Below are 16,737 nucleotides of genomic sequence, written 5' to 3' on the forward strand. Positions count from 1 at the left end.
CCGGCGGGGCGTCGGCACCGGCATTCGGCGGATCGGCTGAGGCTCCCGGCGGGCGCTCAACCGGCTGGGGAACAATGGCGGGGTGACTTCTCCCCGCGACGTCGTGCTGCTCGGCTCCACCGGTTCGATCGGCACCCAGGCCATCGACATCGTGCGCCGTAACCCGGACCGCTTCCGAGTGGTGGCGCTCGGCGCCGGCGGCGGCAACGTCGGGCTGCTCGCCGCGCAGGCCCTGGAGCTCGGGGTGGAGGCGGTCGGCGTGGCGCGGGCGTCCGCCGCCCAGGACCTCCAGCTCGCCTTCTACGCGGAGGCGAGCCGCCGCGGCTGGGACCGGGGCGAGGTCAAGCTGCCGAAGATCATCGCCGGGCCGGACGCGATGACCGAGCTGGCCCAGTGGCGTAGCGACGTGGTGCTCAACGGGGTGGTCGGCTCGCTCGGGCTCGCGCCGACCCTGGCCGCGCTGCGCGCCGGGCGTACCCTCGCCCTCGCCAACAAGGAGTCGCTGGTCGCCGGCGGCCCCCTGGTGCGGGCCGCGGTGACCCGGCCGGGGCAGATCGTCCCGGTCGACTCCGAGCACACCGCGCTCGCCCAGTGTCTGCGCTCCGGGTCCCGCCCCGAGGTACGCCGGTTGCTCGTCACCGCCAGCGGCGGCCCGTTCCGGGGGCGGCGGCGCGACGAGTTGACCCAGGTCACCCCGGAGCAGGCGCTCGCCCACCCGACCTGGAACATGGGGCCGGTCGTCACGATCAACTCCGCCACGATGGTCAACAAGGCGCTGGAGGTGATCGAGGCGCACGAGCTCTTCGACGTGCCGTACGCCGACATCACCGTGCTGGTCCACCCGACCTCGGTGATCCACTCGATGGTCGAGTTCGTGGACGGCTCCACCATCGCCCAGGCCAGCCCGCCGGACATGCGGCTGCCGATCGCGCTCGGCCTCGGCTGGCCGGACCGGGTCGCCGACGCCGCCCCCGCCGTTGACTGGACGACCAGCCACACCTGGGAGTTCGCCCCGCTGGATGACGAGGCGTTCCCGGCGGTCGCGCTCGCCAAGGCGGCCGGCGAGGCCGGGTGCTGCCGACCGGCGATCTACAACGCGGCCAACGAGGAGTGTGTGGCGGCGTTCGTCGCCGGACGGCTGCCCTTCCTCGGCATCGTCGACACCTTGGAGCAGGTGCTGGCCGAGGCTCCTGACTTCGGCGAACCAGGTACCGTCGAGGACGTGCTCGCGGCCGAGTCGTGGGCGCGCGGGCACGCGCAGACAATCATCGAGAAGTCAGTGGAAGGAACTTGATGGCCTACCTGCTCGGGGTGACGCTCTTCGCCCTCGCCATCCTGATCTCGGTGAGTCTGCACGAAGCGGGGCACCTGCTGACGGCGAAGGCCTTCGGCATGAAGGTGACCCGCTACTTCGTCGGCTTCGGCCCGACCCTCTGGTCGTTCAAGCGGGGCGAGACGGAGTACGGCCTCAAGGGCATCCCGCTCGGCGGCTTCTGCAAGATCGTCGGGATGACCCCGCAGGACGACGACGTCGACCCGGCCGACCAGCCGCGGGCGATGTGGCGGTTCCCGGTCTGGAAGCGGACGATCGTGATGTCCGCCGGTTCGATCACGCACTTCGCGCTGGCCCTGATCGCGCTCTGGATCATCGCGATCACCGCCGGTCTGCCCAACCCGAACTTCCCCAGCACCCTGGCGCAGGTCCGGCAGGAGCCGGCGGTCATTCAGCTCGCCAACTGCGTCGTCCCGGAGAACGAGGCCCGGGCCTGCACCGACGCCGACCCGGCCAGCCCGGCCGCCCAGGGCGAGCTGCGCGACGGCGACGAGATCACCGCGGTCAACGGCACCTCCGTCACCAGCTACGGTGACCTGCTCGTCGCCCTGCGCGCCCAGCAGCCGGGGCAGCCGGCGCAGGTCGAGTACCTGCGGGACGACCAGCCGGGCAGCACCACCGTGACGCTCGGGCAAACCCAACGCCCGCCGCTGGACGACCCGGAGGGCACCGTCGGGCCGGTCGCCGCGCTCGGCGTCGGGCTCATCCCCAGCACCCCCAGCCGGATCGAGTACGGCCCGATCGGCGCCATCGGCGGCACCGCCGAGTTCACCGGCACCATGGCGGTGAACACGTACGAGGCGATGAAGCGGATCCCGCAGAAGGTGCCGGCGCTCTGGACGGCGATCACCGGTGGCGAGCGGGACATCGACACCCCGATCAGCGTGGTCGGCGCGAGCCGGATCGGTGGCGAGGCGGTGGAGAACAACGCCTGGTTGCTCTTCTTCATGCTCTTCGTCTCGCTGAACTTCTTCATCGGCGTGTTCAACCTGCTGCCGCTGCTGCCGCTGGACGGCGGCCACATCGCCATCGCCTGGTTCGAACGGGCCCGCTCCTGGGTCTACGCCGGGCTGCGCCGCCCCGACCCGGGCCGGGTCGACTATCTCAAGCTGATGCCCGTGACGTACGGGGTGATCCTGATCGGCGGCGCGTTCATGCTGCTGACCGTCACCGCGGACGTCGTCAACCCGATCACGCTCTTCACAAGGTGAGTGCCTGAAGTGACCGCTGTCAGTCTCGGTATCCCCGCCGTACCGCCGCCGCCGCTCGCGCCCCGTCGCACGAGCCGTCAGATCATGGTCGGTCCGGTGCCGGTCGGTGGGGGCGCACCGGTGTCGGTGCAGTCGATGACCACCACACTCACCGCCGACGTGAACGCCACGCTCCAGCAGATCGCCGAGCTGACCGCCGCCGGCTGTCAGATCGTCCGGGTCGCCGTACCCAGCCAGGACGACGTCGAGGCCCTGCCGGCGATCGCCCGCAAGTCGCAGCTCCCGGTGATCGCCGACATCCACTTCCAGCCCCGGTACGTCTTCGCCGCGATCGAGGCGGGCTGCGCGGCGGTACGGGTGAACCCGGGCAACATCCGGCAGTTCGACGACAAGGTCAAGGAGATCGCGAAGGCCGCCGGCGACGCGGGCGTACCGATCCGGATCGGCGTTAACGCCGGCTCGCTGGACAAGCGGCTGCTGGCCAAGCACGGTAAGGCGACCGCGGAGGCGCTGGTCGAGTCGGCGCTCTGGGAGTGCTCGCTCTTCGAGGAGCACGGCTTCCGGGACATCAAGATCTCGGTGAAGCACAACGACCCGGTGGTGATGGTCCGTGCCTACCGGCAGCTCGCCGAGGCGTGTGACTACCCGCTGCACCTCGGGGTCACCGAGGCCGGGCCGGCGTTCCAGGGCACCATCAAGTCGGCGGTGGCCTTCGGCGCGCTGCTCGCCGAGGGGATCGGGGACACCATCCGGGTGTCGCTCTCCGCCCCACCGGTGGAGGAGATCAAGGTCGGCGCCGCGATCCTGGAGTCACTCGGCCTGCGCGAGCGCGGCCTGGAGATCGTCTCCTGCCCGTCCTGCGGTCGGGCCCAGGTCGACGTGTACAAGCTCGCCGAGGAGGTCACCGCCGGCCTGGAAGGGCTGCCGGTGCCGCTGCGGGTCGCCGTGATGGGCTGTGTCGTCAACGGCCCCGGTGAGGCCCGGGAGGCCGACTTGGGGGTGGCCTCCGGCAACGGCAAGGGCCAGATCTTCGTCAAGGGCCAGGTCATCAAGACCGTCCCGGAGGGCCAGATCGTGGAGACCCTCATCGAGGAGGCGCTCCGCCTCGCCGAGGAGATGGGCGCCGAGCTCCCCGAGGAGCTGCGGAGCCTGGCCGGCGGCGCCACCGTCACCGTGCACTGACCCATTCGGGTGGGATCGGCCAGGCGCGGGGCGTTCCCCGGCGTCCGGCCGGCGACAGTCCGGACACCACGGGACCGCCGGAGCGAGTAGGCCGGCCGCCGAGTAGGCCGGTCGGCCAACGCCAACTCCGCCGATCTGGCAGGCTGAAAACCGTGCTGACGACGCCGGTACGGCAACTCGGGGAATCGGAGCGTCGCGCAGTTGAGCAGCTGCTCGACCTCGACCCGTACGCGGGCGCACAGGTCGCCGAGCGGGTCGCCGCGCGCGGGCTCGGCTGGTGGCGGTCCGAGGGCCGGGTCCTCGGCTACGGCCCCCGTCGAAGTCTGGAATCTGTCTGCTGGCTGGGCGGCAACCTCACTCCGGTGCTCGCGACCGAGCCGGCCATCGCCGCCTACGCCGACCTACTCGCCGGGCAGGAGCGACTCTGCTCGTCCATCGTCGGCCGGGCCGACGCGGTGCTCGGCCTCTGGGAGCGGCTCGCCTCGACCTGGGGCCCGGCCCGCGACGTCCGCCCCAACCAGCCGTTGCTCGCCACCGACACCGTGCCCGCGGTGGCCCCGGACCCGCAGGTGCGCCACGTACGCCGCGGCGAGGTGGACCTGCTCTTCCCGGCCGCGGTGGCCATGTACACCGAGGAGGTCGGGGTCTCGCCGCTGTCCGAGGACGCCGGGCGTGGCTACTACCGTCGGGTCCAGGACCTGGTTCGGTCCGGTCGGGCGTACGTCCGCATCGTCAACGGCGAGGTCGTCTTCAAGGCCGAGCTGGCGGTGGTGACCCGGCGTACCGCCCAGGTGCAGGGGGTCTGGGTGGCCCCCGAGTGGCGGGGCCGGGGGATCGCTGCTGCGGCGATGGCCGCCGTCGTCCGCGACGCGCTGCACCGCTTCGCGCCCACGGTGAGCCTCTACGTCAACGACTTCAACCAGGCCGCCCGGCGGGTCTACGAGCGCTGCGGCTTCCGCCCAGTGGGCACCCTGGCCACCGTTCTGTTCTGAGTGGGCGTGAACCCCGGGACGGCGATCGGGCATGAGGAAGTGTGACCATCAAACAAGGGTTGCAAGCCCGTCAACGTGAACCGGGGAGCCCGGCTGGTAGACCGTCGCCCGCCGACGGACCCCCGGCCGACCAGGTCCCCGAACGGGTGCTGGACGGTTCCCCGGCCGACCAGGTCCCCGACCGGGTGCTGGACGGTTCCCCGGCCGACCAACTCCCCACCGGGGCGCTCGACGGTTCTCCGGTCGACCAGCCCCCCGACGAGGTGCTGATCCAGCAGTCCCTGCTGGTCGCGGAGCGGTTCGGGCCGCTGTTCGACCGGCACGCCAGCGCCGTACACCGGTATCTGGCCCGGCGGATCGGGGCGGATGCCGACGACCTGTTGGCCGAGACGTTCCTGATCGCGTTCCGGCAACGGGCGACGTACCGGAAGCTGCACGTCAACGTACGTCCCTGGCTGTTCGGTATCGCCACCAACGTGCTGCGCCGACACGCGCGGCAGGAGAAGCGGCGGTACCGGGCCCTGGCCCGGGTCCCAGCGGATCCCGGCGGGGAGGCGTACGCCACCGACGATGCGCTCGGGCGGCTGGAGGCCCAGTCACTGCGCCGGGACCTGGCTGACGCGCTGGCCGCACTCAAGCGCGGCGACCGGGACGTCCTGCTCCTGTCCGCGTGGGCGGAGCTGTCGTACAACGAGATCGCGGCGGTGCTGGACATCCCCGTCGGCACCGTGCGGTCCCGCCTGAACCGGGCGCGACGGGTGACTCGTGCGGCCCTCAGCATCACTATCACCAGCGAGGAACGCGCATGAACGAGATCACTCTGCTCCAGGAACACGGTCCCGATTCGGCACCCGCCACCGAGAGCGTGCTGAACTCTGCCCGCCACCGGCTGCTGACCGAGATCGCCGACGCGTCGACCGAACCCCGGCAGGGGTGGGCGGGACTGCACCGCCAGCACGGCTTCCAGCGGGGCCGGCGACTGGCCATGACTGTCATCGCGGCCAGTGCGCTCTTCGTCTTTTCGGTCGTGGTCGGCGGTGTGATTTCCGCCGAGCAGTCGTCGGACCAACCGCCGGTCGCTGTCACCCTGGTCGCGTTCGAGATGCCGGTCTTCCCGCTCGCCCTCGATCCGGTGCCGGCCGGTCTGCAAGCCCCGTCGTTCAGCCTCCACGACAGCCGTTTCCTCGCGGTGCACCAGGATACGGCCGGGGACAGCGATGTCTACCTGAGCGTTTATGACCGGCAACCCGAGTTGCACGGGAGCACCAGACCGGTGACCGTGCATGGCCAACCCGGCGAATTGTCGGAGGACCGTCCGCAGAACGGGCCCAACTATGTGTCCGTGATCTGGGAGCGGGAGCCGGGCCAGTGGGTGGAGGTCACGGGCCGAGGGCGATTCGGCACCGAGGTGGCCGTCCTAGCCCTCGCGGACACGATCGTCGAGCGGCCACAGGAGGTGCCGTTGCAGGTCCGCCTCGCGCCGGCGGGTTGGGAGGTGTTCGCCTTCAAGGACGACCGGATCCTCACCCTGAAGGACGAGAACTCGGATGCCACGATGAACGTTCATTTGGCAGAGCGGCCCCAGCCGGACCTTCTGCACACCGTTATGGGAGCCCAGGAGGTGAGCACGGTCCAGGTCAACGGGCGAGAGGCTCACCTCGTCCGGGCCGACGAGATCTGGTTCCTCCAGGTCCCGCTGCCCGACGGCTCGGTGTTCAACCTGCAGGCGCCGCTCTTCATGACCCCGGATCAGGTCGTGGCCATCGGCGAGCAGGTGACCGTCCGGCGCTGACCCGCCGCCGGCCACCCCGCAGCTCGGGGTGGCCGGCGCTCACCACCTCCGCTTCGCCGGCTGTCAGGACCGCCAGCTCAGCCCGGAGTGTCAGTCCCTGCTGCTTGGGTAGCGGCATGAACAGCCGGCATGCTGCGGTGTGGACTGTCGTTCACCACGAGCGCGCAGCTCTTGCGCGCAGCCTGGAGAGCCTCGGGCCCGAGCAGTGGGCTGCCCCGACCGCCTGCCCCGGGTGGGACGTCCACGACGTCGTGGCCCACCTGGTCGACACGGCGAAGACGACGCGGCTTCGCTTCGTCCGGGACATGGTCACCGCCCGCTTCGACTTCGACCGCCAGAACGCGATGGGTCTCGCCCGCGAGCGGCGCGCGGACCCGGTGGACACCCTCGCCGCCCTCCGCGCCGTCGTGACCCGCACCAGCACCCCACCGGCCGCGATCGTCACCCGCCTCGTCGAGGCGTTCGTGCACGGCGAGGACATCCGACGGGCAGTGGGGCTTCGCGGCGACTACCCGGTCGAGCAGGTGGCGGCGGCACTGACCTTCCAACTACGGACGACGGTGCAGCTGGGCGGCGGCAAGGAGCGCGCGAGTGGGCTGCGACTGGTTACCTCGGACGCTTCAGTAGACAGTGGAGTCGGATCCGAGGTGCGTGGGACGGCCCTCGCTCTCCTGCTCGCGGTCTCCGGTCGGCCGGTCGCACCCGACGAGCTCACCGGAGGCGGAGCCGCCACCCTCATCGAGCGCGCTACCTCCTGACCTTGACGCCGGTGGCGCACGGGGCCATGCCGAGCCGAGGACGGGCGCTTGGCAAACCGCGTTGCACCACCCCTGACCGGTCGGCAGACTCCCTTCATGACTGATCAATGGGCAGGCAAGGGCTTCGGTTGGCAGAACATGTTCGTCCCGCCCGCGCAGGACCCGCGGGACCAAGACACCGTCCACGGCGAGCGAGACGTGCTCCTCCGCTACCTGAGTTTTCAGCGGCAGACGGTGCGGCTCAAATGTGCGGGGCTGACACCGGAGCAGCTTGCGAGCCCCGTGGTGCCTCCGTCGGAGCTGACGCTGCTGGGGCTTGTCCGGCACCTGGCCGCGGTCGAGCACGGGTGGTTTCAGCGGGTGATGCAGGGCGACAGCGGCCCTCGCCCCTTCCGCCCCAACGGGGTGCACAGCGAGGAGTTCAGCTTTCCGATGCCCACGGATTCCGACGTCGAGGCGGCCTTCCAGGAATGGCAACGGCAGTGCGATGCCGCCGACGAGTTCGTCGCGCGAACGGAGCTGGACGCCCGGGGGAAAGACGATGTGGAGCTACGTGTGGTCCTGGTCCACCTGATCGAGGAGTACGCCCGCCACCTAGGGCACGCCGACCTTCTTCGCGAGTGCATCGATGGGCGCAGGGGGCAATAGCTAGCTGTCCAGGACATCCGGAGACGGCTGTTGGCCGGCACCCGGTTTCGGGTGCCGGCCAACAGTTTCTTTCCCCCTTTGTGGGTCAGGTCTTCGGGTGGGGGTGGGGTCAGCTGGTCCAGTGCTCGGCGACGAGGTCGGCGGCCTGGGTTTCCCACTGGGCGTAGTGGAACGGGTACGCCGACACCTGGACCTTCTGGGCGGCTTCGGTCAGGGGTAGTTCCTGCCAGCCCTCGACCTGCTTCAAACCCTTGAGGAAGGCGGTGGTGGAGTACTCGGGGTCGGTGATCTGCTCCACGCTGCCCCAACCGGAGGAGGGGCGCTGCTGGAACAGGCCCTGCGAGTCGTGGTCGTTCCGCTCGCCTAGGTGTCCCAGGTTCTCCAGCTTCGACTCCTGCAAGCTGGTACCGATGGCCACGACGGCGGCGCGCTCGTCCATGCCGGCCTTCTTCGTGGCCTCGATGATGGCCTTCACGTTGCCGGTCTGCTCGTCGCCCAGGTCGATGCGCGACTGCTCACCCTGGGTGCCGTGCGGGATCAGCGTGTCCATGTCCGGCTTGTCGGCCCGCACCACGCCAGCAGCCGCTGCGGGGGTGGTGTCGGTCAGGGTGGCCAGGGGGCCGGCGACGACACCGGTGGACAGGGCCAGACCAGCGATACCAAGGACACTACGACGCAGAATCGTGTTCATGGGGGTTGCTCCATTCGGGGGTCGACACCCCACACGCCCGAAAAAGGGGGGATCAGGCGGCAAAAGAGGGGTGCAAGCACCGTCCGGCGCTCAAAGAAAAGAAAGAAGAGGGGGTCGGCGACCACGGGCCGCACAGGGGGCACACACGGCGCCGGGTCCAGATGTAACGACCGACCGGCCACCAGCATTCCCGGCGACCTCACCCGGTGTCACCCGCCCGAGCGGGCCACCTCCACGGCCGTACGCAAGGTGTAACGCCGCGACGCCCGCCGAGATTCCACCACCACGATGCCCCCGGTCACACCCCAGACCGATATCAACCAGACACCAGGAAATTTCGCGCTAAAGAGCCCCCAGACAATGCGGAGCGTGATCTGCTGCCGATCCGGCTCTCGCAGTCAATTTGGCTGGTGCTTCCGACGGGGGCTCCCGTTGACGGGGCCCAAAATGCGTTGAGCGACGGGTCCCCGCCGGGCGAGGCTGGGCGTTCCAGCGCCGCTCGTCGTTAGGGCTTCCCGTGCGTCTGCTCCGTGACCTGTGGGCCACCGCGCCCCGCCGCATGACGATCGTGGGCATCCTGGTCCTGCTCGGGGCCGGCGGTCAGGCCGCTGCCGCCGCCTTGGCCGGACCGGTCCTGGTGCACCGCTCCGTCGGCGCCTTCGTCTTACTCGCGGTGGCGCTGGTCGCCGCCGTGGTCAGCGCCCTCGTGGTCAATCTGGTGCTGGCCGGGGTGACCGCCGACTGGTCCGCCGCCGTCCGACGCCGGCTCTGCCGGGTCGCCTTCGGGCAGGACCTGCCCACCTTGGAGGCGACGCCGGTCGGCGAGCTGCTTGACCGGATCGACGGCGACGTCTATGACGTTGCCGCCGGAATCCGATCGCAGGGTATCCGCATCGCCCAGATGCTGACCGCGGGCCTGCTCTCCGCGGTCGTCGCACTGGGCGTCTGGTGGCCGGCCGGGCTGACCATGCTGCTGCTCGCCGGTGTCCTCGCCGTCGGCCTGCGCCGGCCCACCGCGCGTATTGTCCCAGCCCGGATGGCCGAGGAGGCGGCCTGGTCCGACCTGGCCGCGGTGATGGAGGAGGCCGTCCACGGCCAGGATGACGTGCGGACCAGCCTCGCCCAGCCGTACGTGCTGCGGCTCTGGGCCACGCGGGCGGCGGCCGTGCTCGCCCGGGGGATGCCGGTGTGGCGGATGTCGGCCCGGGTCACCACCACCGCGGTCGGTGTCACCAGCGTCGGGATCGCCGCGGTGGTGCTCGCCGGAGCGTGGGCGCTGGCCAGCGGTCGGGTGGACGGCGCCCGGCTGACCGCCGTGTGGCTGCTCGCCGTCGCTTTCGGCGCGACCGTCGAGCACGTCAGCCGGCTGGTGCCGGAGCTGCAGTACGCCCTCGGTGCCTGGGGCCGCGTACGGCTGCTGGCGGGTTCCCCGCAGGAGCCGGTGGGCGGGCTGGCCCCGGTTGACGGCGACCTGACGGTGCGGGGTCTGACCTTCGAGTACCCGGTGGCCGAGGGCAGCGGTGGGCCGGCCCTGCGCGACATCCACCTCACCTTCACCCGCGGCCGGTCGTACGCCCTGGTCGGTCGGACCGGTTCGGGTAAGTCCACGCTGGCGAAGGTGCTCACCCGGGCGGTCGACGTACCGGCTGGGACGGTCCTGCTCGGTGGCCGGGATCTGCGCGACATCGATGTCGAGAAGCTGCGTCGCTGGGTGGCGGTGGTGCCGCAGCGTACCGAGATTCTGGCCGGCACCCTCGCGGAGAACATTGCCCTCTTCGACCCGGATCTTATCGACGCCGCCGCCGATGCCCTACGCGAACTGGGCCTGGACGGCTGGGCCACGGAACTCCCCGACGGGCTGCGGACCCGGCTCGGCGAGGGTGGGCACGTCCTCTCCGCCGGTCAGGAGCAGCTGGTCGCGTTCGCCCGGATTTTGGTGCGGGACCCGCAGGTGGTGATCCTGGACGAGGCGACCGCCCGGCTCGACCCGGTCACCGAGTCGCGGGTGCAGGCGGCCACCGAACGGCTGCTGCGCGACCGGATCGGGATCGTCATCGCGCACCGGCTCTCCTCGGTCCGGCACTGCGACGAGGTGGTGGTGCTGGCGGACGGCGCGGTGCTGGAGGCCGGACCGCTGCGGGAGTCGGGGCGCTTCGCCGAACTGCTGGCCATCAGTGACGCCGTCACCCCCGCCGCCGTCACGCCCGCCGCCGTCATCAGCGACGACGTCACCAGCGACGACGTCACCCCGGCTATCACTCCCGTCAGCACCGGCGTCCACACGCCCGTCCAGGTCGGCGTTGGCGGCGGTGGCCCCGGCCCTGCCAGCGGTAGCGGGGTCGGGCTGCTGAACGGCCCGAAGCCGGACGCCCGACCCGAACTCGGCCCGGTCACCGTCCCGGCGAAGCCCACCTCGCCGCCCCCCGTGGACGTCCCATCCCCAGCTGTGGACGTCTCGCCGCCCCCCGTGGACCTCCCGCCGTCCGTCGTGGATGGCTCGCCGACCGCCGGAGAAGGCGGGCCGCCGGCGGGGGATACCTCGCCGCCAGCGGTGGCGTCCCTCGGCCGAACGCTGCGGGAGGTCTTCCGGCTGCTCGGCAACGACCCACGGTACGGGCTGGCGGCCATGGTGCCCTTCGTGGTGCTGGTGTTGGTCGGCCTGGACGGCCCGGTGCTGCCGTGGCTCTGGGCGGACGTGGTTGACGGGGTCGGCGAGCCGTGGCTGCCGGCGCTCGGCATCGCGGCCGGGCTGCTGGTCACGCTGCCCTTCCACTGGTACACGACGCTGTGGTTCCAGTACTGGTGGGTGCGGCAGATGCTGCGGATCAACCTCCGGCTGGTGCATGGGCAGACCGGGCCCCGGCGGGTCAGCGGCTACACCCCCGCCGAGGTGGTTGCCCAGGGCGGTGACACCGAACGGGTCGTGGAGCTGGCCGACAACATGGTGGACCAGCTCTTCGGCCTGGCCCTGCTGGTGGCGATGACCGTTATCTCCGGCAGCGTCGTACCCGGACTCTTCTTCCTCGGGACGATGCTGGTGTCCGCGCTGGTCGCCGCCCTGTTCGGCCCGGCCCTGGAGCGCAGCGCACGGGCGACGGTGACGGCGCGGGCCGCGTACGCGACCGCGTTGGTCTCCGGGCTCTCCGCCGCGCGGACGGTGAAGCTGGCCGGCGCGACCGGGCCGGTGCTCGACCACCTCGCCGGCCTGGACGCTGTCCGCAGCGAGCGCCAGCGTCGGGAGATATCCACCCAGGTGTGGTCCCGCTCCACGCCGTCGGTGGTCAGCGGGCTGCTACCGATCGGCGCGTGGGCGCTGTTCCTGGCCGGTGTTCTGTCGGCCGGCGCGACCCTGGTCGCCGTCTCCACCCTCGTCGCGGCGCGCTGGATCGCCTGGACCGCGGCGTCGCTGCTCTCCCAGGTGCCGTCGGCTCGGGTGTGGACCCAGCGGACGGTGGCGATGACCGGGGCGCCGGTGTACTCGGCGGGGCTGCCGGGGGTCGACCCGGCCGCCGGTAGCGCTCCGTCGCCGTCGCCACCGGCCCGGCACCCGCTGCGTCGGCTCGAGTTGGCCGGGTTCGGGGTTCGCCACCGGGATGGGGTGACGGTGGTCCGCGATGTCGACCTGACGGTCGAACGCGGCCAGCTCGTCTTGGTGGTCGGTCCGGTCGGGTCGGGCAAGTCGTCGCTGCTGCGGGCCCTCGCCGGGATCGTGCCGCACACCGGCCGGCTGCTGTGGAACGGCGTAACGGTGACGGAGCCGGAGCTGTTTCTCCGCCCGCACCAGGTCAGCTACGTCGGTCAGCAACCCCGGGTGCTCTCCGGGACGGTCGGCGACAACATCACCCTCGGCTTCCCAGTGGACGCTGGCGCGGCGGCGTCGACCGCCCAGCTCGAGCCGGACCTGGCGGCCACCGGGGCCGGTCTCGGGCTGGTCATCGGGCACAAGGGCACCCGGCTGTCGGGCGGGCAGCTGCAGCGGCTCGCACTGGCCCGGGCGCTCGCCCCGGGAAGCGAGTTGCTGGTCGCCGACGACGTCTCCTCCGCGCTGGATGTCACCACGGAGCTGGCGCTCTGGGCGGCGCTGCGACGGCACGGGGTCACGGTGTTGGGGTCGACCTCGAAACGGGCGGCGTTGCTCCGCGCCGACCACGTCCTGGTGTTGGAGGACGGGCGGGTGGCCGACCAGGGGCGTTGGGATGAACTGGCGAATCAGTGGTCCCATCTGGCCGGCTGACGGGAAGCCCCGGTGCTGGGCGGTGCCGGCCGAGCCCGTCGGGACCGACGCCGGCTCCGCCCCAGCATCAGGGCGGAGCCGGGTGGGGATCCGCTCAGGCGGGGGCCAGGGCCGGTTCCTCGTGTTGGCCGGGCCCGGAGTCGCGCTCGGCCGGGTCCTCGTCAATCAGGCTCCGGCGGCCGGCCGCGTCGTACGCGGTCCGGTCCAGGGTGCCCTCCCGGGCCGCCACGATCGTCGGTACGAGCGCCTGCCCGGCGACGTTGGTCGCGGTGCGGACCATGTCCAGGATGGGGTCGATGGCCAGCAGCAGGCCCGCGCCGGCCAGTGGCAGGCCGAGTGTGCTCAGCGTCAGCGTGAGCATGACGATCGCGCCGGTGAGGCCGGCGGTCGCCGCCGAGCCGACCACGGAGACGAAGGCGATCAGCAGGTAGTCGGTGACGCCCAGCTCCACCCCGAAGACCTGCGCCACGAAGATCGCGGCCAGGGCCGGGTAGATCGCCGCGCAGCCGTCCATCTTCGTGGTGGCGCCGAACGGGACCGCGAACGAGGCGTACTCGCGGGGGACCCCCAGCCGCTCCACCGCGCGCTGGGTCACCGGCATGGTGCCGACCGAGGAGCGGGAGACGAAGGCCAGCTGGATCGCCGGTGCGGCGCCAGCGAAGAAGCGCAGCGGGTTGAGCCGGCCGGCGCCGAGCAGCAGCAGCGGGTAGACCACGAACAGCACGATCGCGCAGCCGACGTAGACGGCGGTGGTGAAGCGGGCCAGCGGGGCCAGCAGGTCCCAGCCGTAGGTGGCGACGGCGTTACCGATCAGGCCCAGGGTCCCGATCGGGGCGAGCCGGATCACCCACCACAGCGCCTTCTGGACGATCGTCAGGAGGGCCCGGTTGAGTTCGACGAACGGCTCGGCGGGCGGGCCGACCAGCAGGGCCGCCGCGCCGATGACGAGGGCGAGGAAGACGATCTGGAGGACGTTGCCCTCGACGAACGCGCCGACCGGGTTGGTCGGGATGATGCCGGTGAGGAAGTCGGTCCAGGAGCCGGTCCTGGTCGGGGCGGTGGCGTCAGCCAGGTCCAGGGTGACCCCGCGGCCGGGGTTGGTGAGGAGCCCGAGGCCGATGCCGACGCTGACCGCGATGAGCGCGGTGGCACCAAACCAGAGCAGCGTGCGCAGCGCCAGCCGGGCGGCGTTGGCCACGCCCCGCAGACTGACCACGCTGATCACGATGGCGGTGAAGACCAGGGGTGGCACGGCGAGTTTGAGCAGCTGGACGAAGAGGCCACCGACGGTGTCGAGGCCGGTGGCCAGCCAGCTCAGCTCACCGGCCCGGGCGAGGTAGCCGAGGGCCACGCCGAGGGCGAGGCCGAGCAGGATCTGCACGGAAAAAGGGATTTTGCGCATAAAATGTCCAAGTCTGGAAGAACGAAAGTACGGGCGGCGTCAGAGCTGCGGCCGCGCCGGACAGATACCGCTGGCCTGCCGTCGAAGGTCGACGTACAAGCGCACGGTGAGATTCCAGACGTTGGTCATTGCCGGATGACGATACACCGTTCTCCGTGATCCGGGGAGTAGCTGACCGGTGACCATCCCCACCCGGGTGGCTCGGGTACCTGCGACCCCGCTGGTCCGGGCGTCGATATTCTGACGCCGGAGCGTTGCCCGGGATCCGGGTCCGTTCCATCCCCCGACCTTCCCACCCCCGAAGGACTCGCGATGACCGTGGCATATCTGGTGGCTGGTGTCCGTACCCCGATCGGGAGATACGGCGGGGCGCTCGCCGGCGTCCGCCCCGACGACCTAGCCGCCCACGTGATCCGGGAGTTGGTGACGCGATACCCGACGGTGGACTGGGCCCGGACCGACGACGTGATCCTGGGCTGCGCGAACCAGGCCGGCGAGGACAACCGCAACGTGGCCCGGATGGCGGCGCTGCTCGGCGGGCTGCCCGAGCAGGTCCCCGGCAGCACGGTCAACCGGCTCTGCGGCTCTGGCCTGGACGCCCTCGCCCTCGCCGCCCGTTCCATCGTCGCTGGCGAGGCCGACCTGGTGCTGGCCGGCGGGGTGGAGAGCATGAGCCGGGCGCCGTTCGTGTTGCCCAAGGCCGAGACCGCGTTCTCCCGTAACGCGGAGGTCTACGACACCACCATCGGCTGGCGGCTGGTCAACCCGTTGCTGGAACAGGGGTGGGGTATCGACTCGATGCCGGAGACCGCGGAGAACGTGGCCGCCGAGTACGGTGTCGCGCGGGCCACCCAGGACGAGTTCGCGTACCGCTCCCAGCAGCGCGCGGCCAAGGCCCAGGCCGACGGTCGGCTCGCCGAGGAGATCGTGCCGGTGTCGGCTCCGGCCGGTCGGCGGGGGACGACGCTGATCGAGGTCGACGAACATCCGCGGGAGACGTCGCTGGCGAAACTGGCCGCGCTGCCCACCCCGTTCCGGGCGGGGGGCACGATCACCGCCGGTAACTCGTCCGGTGTCAACGACGGCGCGGTGGCGCTGCTGGTGGCCTCCGAGGCGGCATTGACCCGGTACGACCTGAACCCGTTGGCCCGGGTCGTCGGCTCCGCCGCAGCCGGTGTACCGCCGCGGGTGATGGGCGTCGGCCCGGTGCCCGCCACCCGCCGGCTCCTCGACCGGTTCGGCCTGGCGGTGGGCGACCTGGACGTGGTCGAGCTGAACGAGGCGTTCGCGGCGCAGGCGGTGGCGGTCCTGCGGGAACTGGGTCTGCCGGCGGACGCCGAGCAGGTCAACCCGAACGGGGGCGCGATCGCGTTGGGGCATCCGCTCGGCGCGAGTGGGGCCCGGCTGGCGCTGACCGCTGCCCTGGAGCTGCGGCGCCGGGGCGGCCGGCGGGCGCTGGCCACCATGTGTGTCGGGGTGGGCCAGGGCATCTCGCTGCTGTTGGAGTCGGCGGGATGACCGGTGACCCGCCCACGCCCTCCCGCCCGCATTGACGCACGCCTACAGTTGTGGGCACCTGATGATCCGCGGGTCGGCCGGTGACCTCCGCGTGTCCGCACGCGCCCTCGACACCGGTACCCTCCCGCACCGCGGCGACGAACTGGGGTGTAGCACTGTGCAGAAGCAGGATGGACTTCCCGCTGAGATAGACCTTTCTCGCCCGAGCGCGGCCCGGGTGTATGACTACTTTCTCGGCGGGGCCCACAATTTCGAGATCGATCGGCAACTCGCCGAGCAGATCGCCAGCATGACGCCGAACCTCGCCGGCACCATGCGCGCAGGCCGTGAGTTTCTCCGCCGCGCGGTCCGGGTGCTGCTGCACGAGGGCATCGACCAGTTCCTCGACATCGGCTCCGGTATCCCGACCGTCGGTAACGTGCACGAGGTGGCCCAGGCGGTCAACCCGAACGCCCGGATCGTCTACGTCGACATCGACCCGGTCGCGGTGGCGCACAGTCGGGAGCTGCTGCTGGGCAACGACCGGACCGGGGTCATCCACGCCGATTTGCGCGGTCCCGAGCAGATCCTGGCGCAGGCCCGGGAGCTGAAGCTGCTGGACTTTGACCGGCCGATGGGCATTCTGCTCGCCGGGGTGGTGCACTTCATCGGCGACGACGATCGCCCGGGCGACCTCCTCGCCACGCTCCGGGCCGCCGCCGCGCCCGGAAGTTGTCTGGTGCTCTCACACTCCACCTTCGAGGACCAGCCCCAGGAGATGCTCGATGCCCAGCGGTTGTCGGCGCGTACCGACACCGAGATCACCCTTCGGTCCCGTGCCGAGATCACCGGCTTCTTCGGGGACTGGACCCTGCTGGAGCCGGGGGTGGTCCACATGCCGTTGTGGCGGCCGGACTCCGCCTCCGACGTGGATGACAATCCGGCGCAGTTCGGTGCCTTCGGCGGGGTTGCCCGGCACGACCAACCGGGCGGCTGA

At 71.3% G+C, this 16,737-nt stretch carries 13 protein-coding genes; 11 read left to right on the forward strand and 2 right to left on the reverse strand.

All coding sequences use genetic code 11. From position 1 onward, the window contains the following. Positions 1–82: 82 nt before the first annotated feature. The 8 genes from dxr (at position 83) to SALPAC2_RS0123095 (ending at position 7,916) form a co-directional block, all read left to right on the forward strand. Positions 83–1,294: a 1-deoxy-D-xylulose-5-phosphate reductoisomerase gene (dxr, locus tag SALPAC2_RS0123060; RefSeq protein WP_026185053.1), complete on the forward strand. Its 1,212-nt coding sequence runs from the start codon at positions 83–85 to the stop codon at positions 1,292–1,294. Continuing rightward, a complete protein-coding gene (locus tag SALPAC2_RS0123065) occupies positions 1,294–2,544 on the forward strand; it encodes a M50 family metallopeptidase (RefSeq protein ID WP_018218988.1) in 1,251 nt (416 codons plus the stop codon). Before dxr ends, SALPAC2_RS0123065 begins: the two co-directional genes overlap by 1 nt. Positions 2,545–2,553: 9 nt before the next feature. After that, positions 2,554–3,726, forward strand: coding sequence for a flavodoxin-dependent (E)-4-hydroxy-3-methylbut-2-enyl-diphosphate synthase (gene ispG / locus SALPAC2_RS0123070; protein WP_018218989.1), 1,173 nt, complete (start codon positions 2,554–2,556; stop codon positions 3,724–3,726). A 152-nt stretch (positions 3,727–3,878) separates the two neighbouring features. Next, positions 3,879–4,718, forward strand: a complete 840-nt coding sequence (locus tag SALPAC2_RS0123075) for a GNAT family N-acetyltransferase (protein ID WP_018218990.1) — start codon at positions 3,879–3,881, stop codon at positions 4,716–4,718. A gap of 185 nt (positions 4,719–4,903) precedes the next feature. Beyond that, positions 4,904–5,527, forward strand: coding sequence for an RNA polymerase sigma factor (locus SALPAC2_RS0123080; RefSeq protein ID WP_026185054.1), 624 nt, complete (start codon positions 4,904–4,906; stop codon positions 5,525–5,527). Continuing rightward, positions 5,524–6,510, forward strand: a complete 987-nt coding sequence (locus SALPAC2_RS0123085; RefSeq protein ID WP_018218992.1) for a hypothetical protein — start codon at positions 5,524–5,526, stop codon at positions 6,508–6,510. Before SALPAC2_RS0123080 ends, SALPAC2_RS0123085 begins: the two co-directional genes overlap by 4 nt. 116 nt (positions 6,511–6,626) lie before the next feature. Then, on the forward strand, positions 6,627–7,268 hold the full coding sequence (locus SALPAC2_RS0123090) for a maleylpyruvate isomerase family mycothiol-dependent enzyme (protein WP_026185055.1): 642 nt from the start codon (positions 6,627–6,629) through the stop codon (positions 7,266–7,268). 96 nt (positions 7,269–7,364) lie between these two features. After that, positions 7,365–7,916 (forward strand): DinB family protein, encoded by a 552-nt coding sequence (locus SALPAC2_RS0123095; RefSeq protein ID WP_033661870.1) that lies wholly within the window; start codon positions 7,365–7,367, stop codon positions 7,914–7,916. Positions 7,917–8,025: 109 nt separating this feature from the next. Here the strand turns inward: SALPAC2_RS0123095 and SALPAC2_RS0123100 are convergent, their stop codons facing one another. Further along, a complete protein-coding gene (locus SALPAC2_RS0123100) occupies positions 8,026–8,607 on the reverse strand; it encodes a hypothetical protein (protein WP_018218995.1) in 582 nt (193 codons plus the stop codon). A gap of 517 nt (positions 8,608–9,124) precedes the next feature. On the opposite strand from SALPAC2_RS0123100, the gene SALPAC2_RS0123105 reads away from it, so the two are divergent. Next, positions 9,125–12,841 (forward strand): ATP-binding cassette domain-containing protein, encoded by a 3,717-nt coding sequence (locus SALPAC2_RS0123105; protein WP_018218996.1) that lies wholly within the window; start codon positions 9,125–9,127, stop codon positions 12,839–12,841. 94 nt (positions 12,842–12,935) lie between these two features. Here SALPAC2_RS0123105 and SALPAC2_RS0123110 read toward each other — a convergent pair whose 3' ends face one another. Further along, positions 12,936–14,243 carry a dicarboxylate/amino acid:cation symporter gene (locus SALPAC2_RS0123110; protein ID WP_026185057.1) on the reverse strand — a complete coding sequence of 436 codons (1,308 nt, stop codon included), beginning with the start codon at positions 14,241–14,243 and terminating at the stop codon, positions 12,936–12,938. 312 nt (positions 14,244–14,555) lie between these two features. On the opposite strand from SALPAC2_RS0123110, the gene pcaF reads away from it, so the two are divergent. Next, positions 14,556–15,761 carry a 3-oxoadipyl-CoA thiolase gene (pcaF, locus tag SALPAC2_RS0123120; protein ID WP_018218999.1) on the forward strand — a complete coding sequence of 402 codons (1,206 nt, stop codon included), beginning with the start codon at positions 14,556–14,558 and terminating at the stop codon, positions 15,759–15,761. 157 nt (positions 15,762–15,918) lie between these two features. After that, entirely contained in the window at positions 15,919–16,737 is an 819-nt protein-coding gene (locus SALPAC2_RS0123125; protein ID WP_026185058.1) for an SAM-dependent methyltransferase, read from the forward strand.

The sequence above is a fragment of the Salinispora vitiensis genome (genome assembly GCF_000378825.1).
Classification (GTDB): Bacteria; Actinomycetota; Actinomycetes; order Mycobacteriales; family Micromonosporaceae; genus Micromonospora; species Micromonospora vitiensis.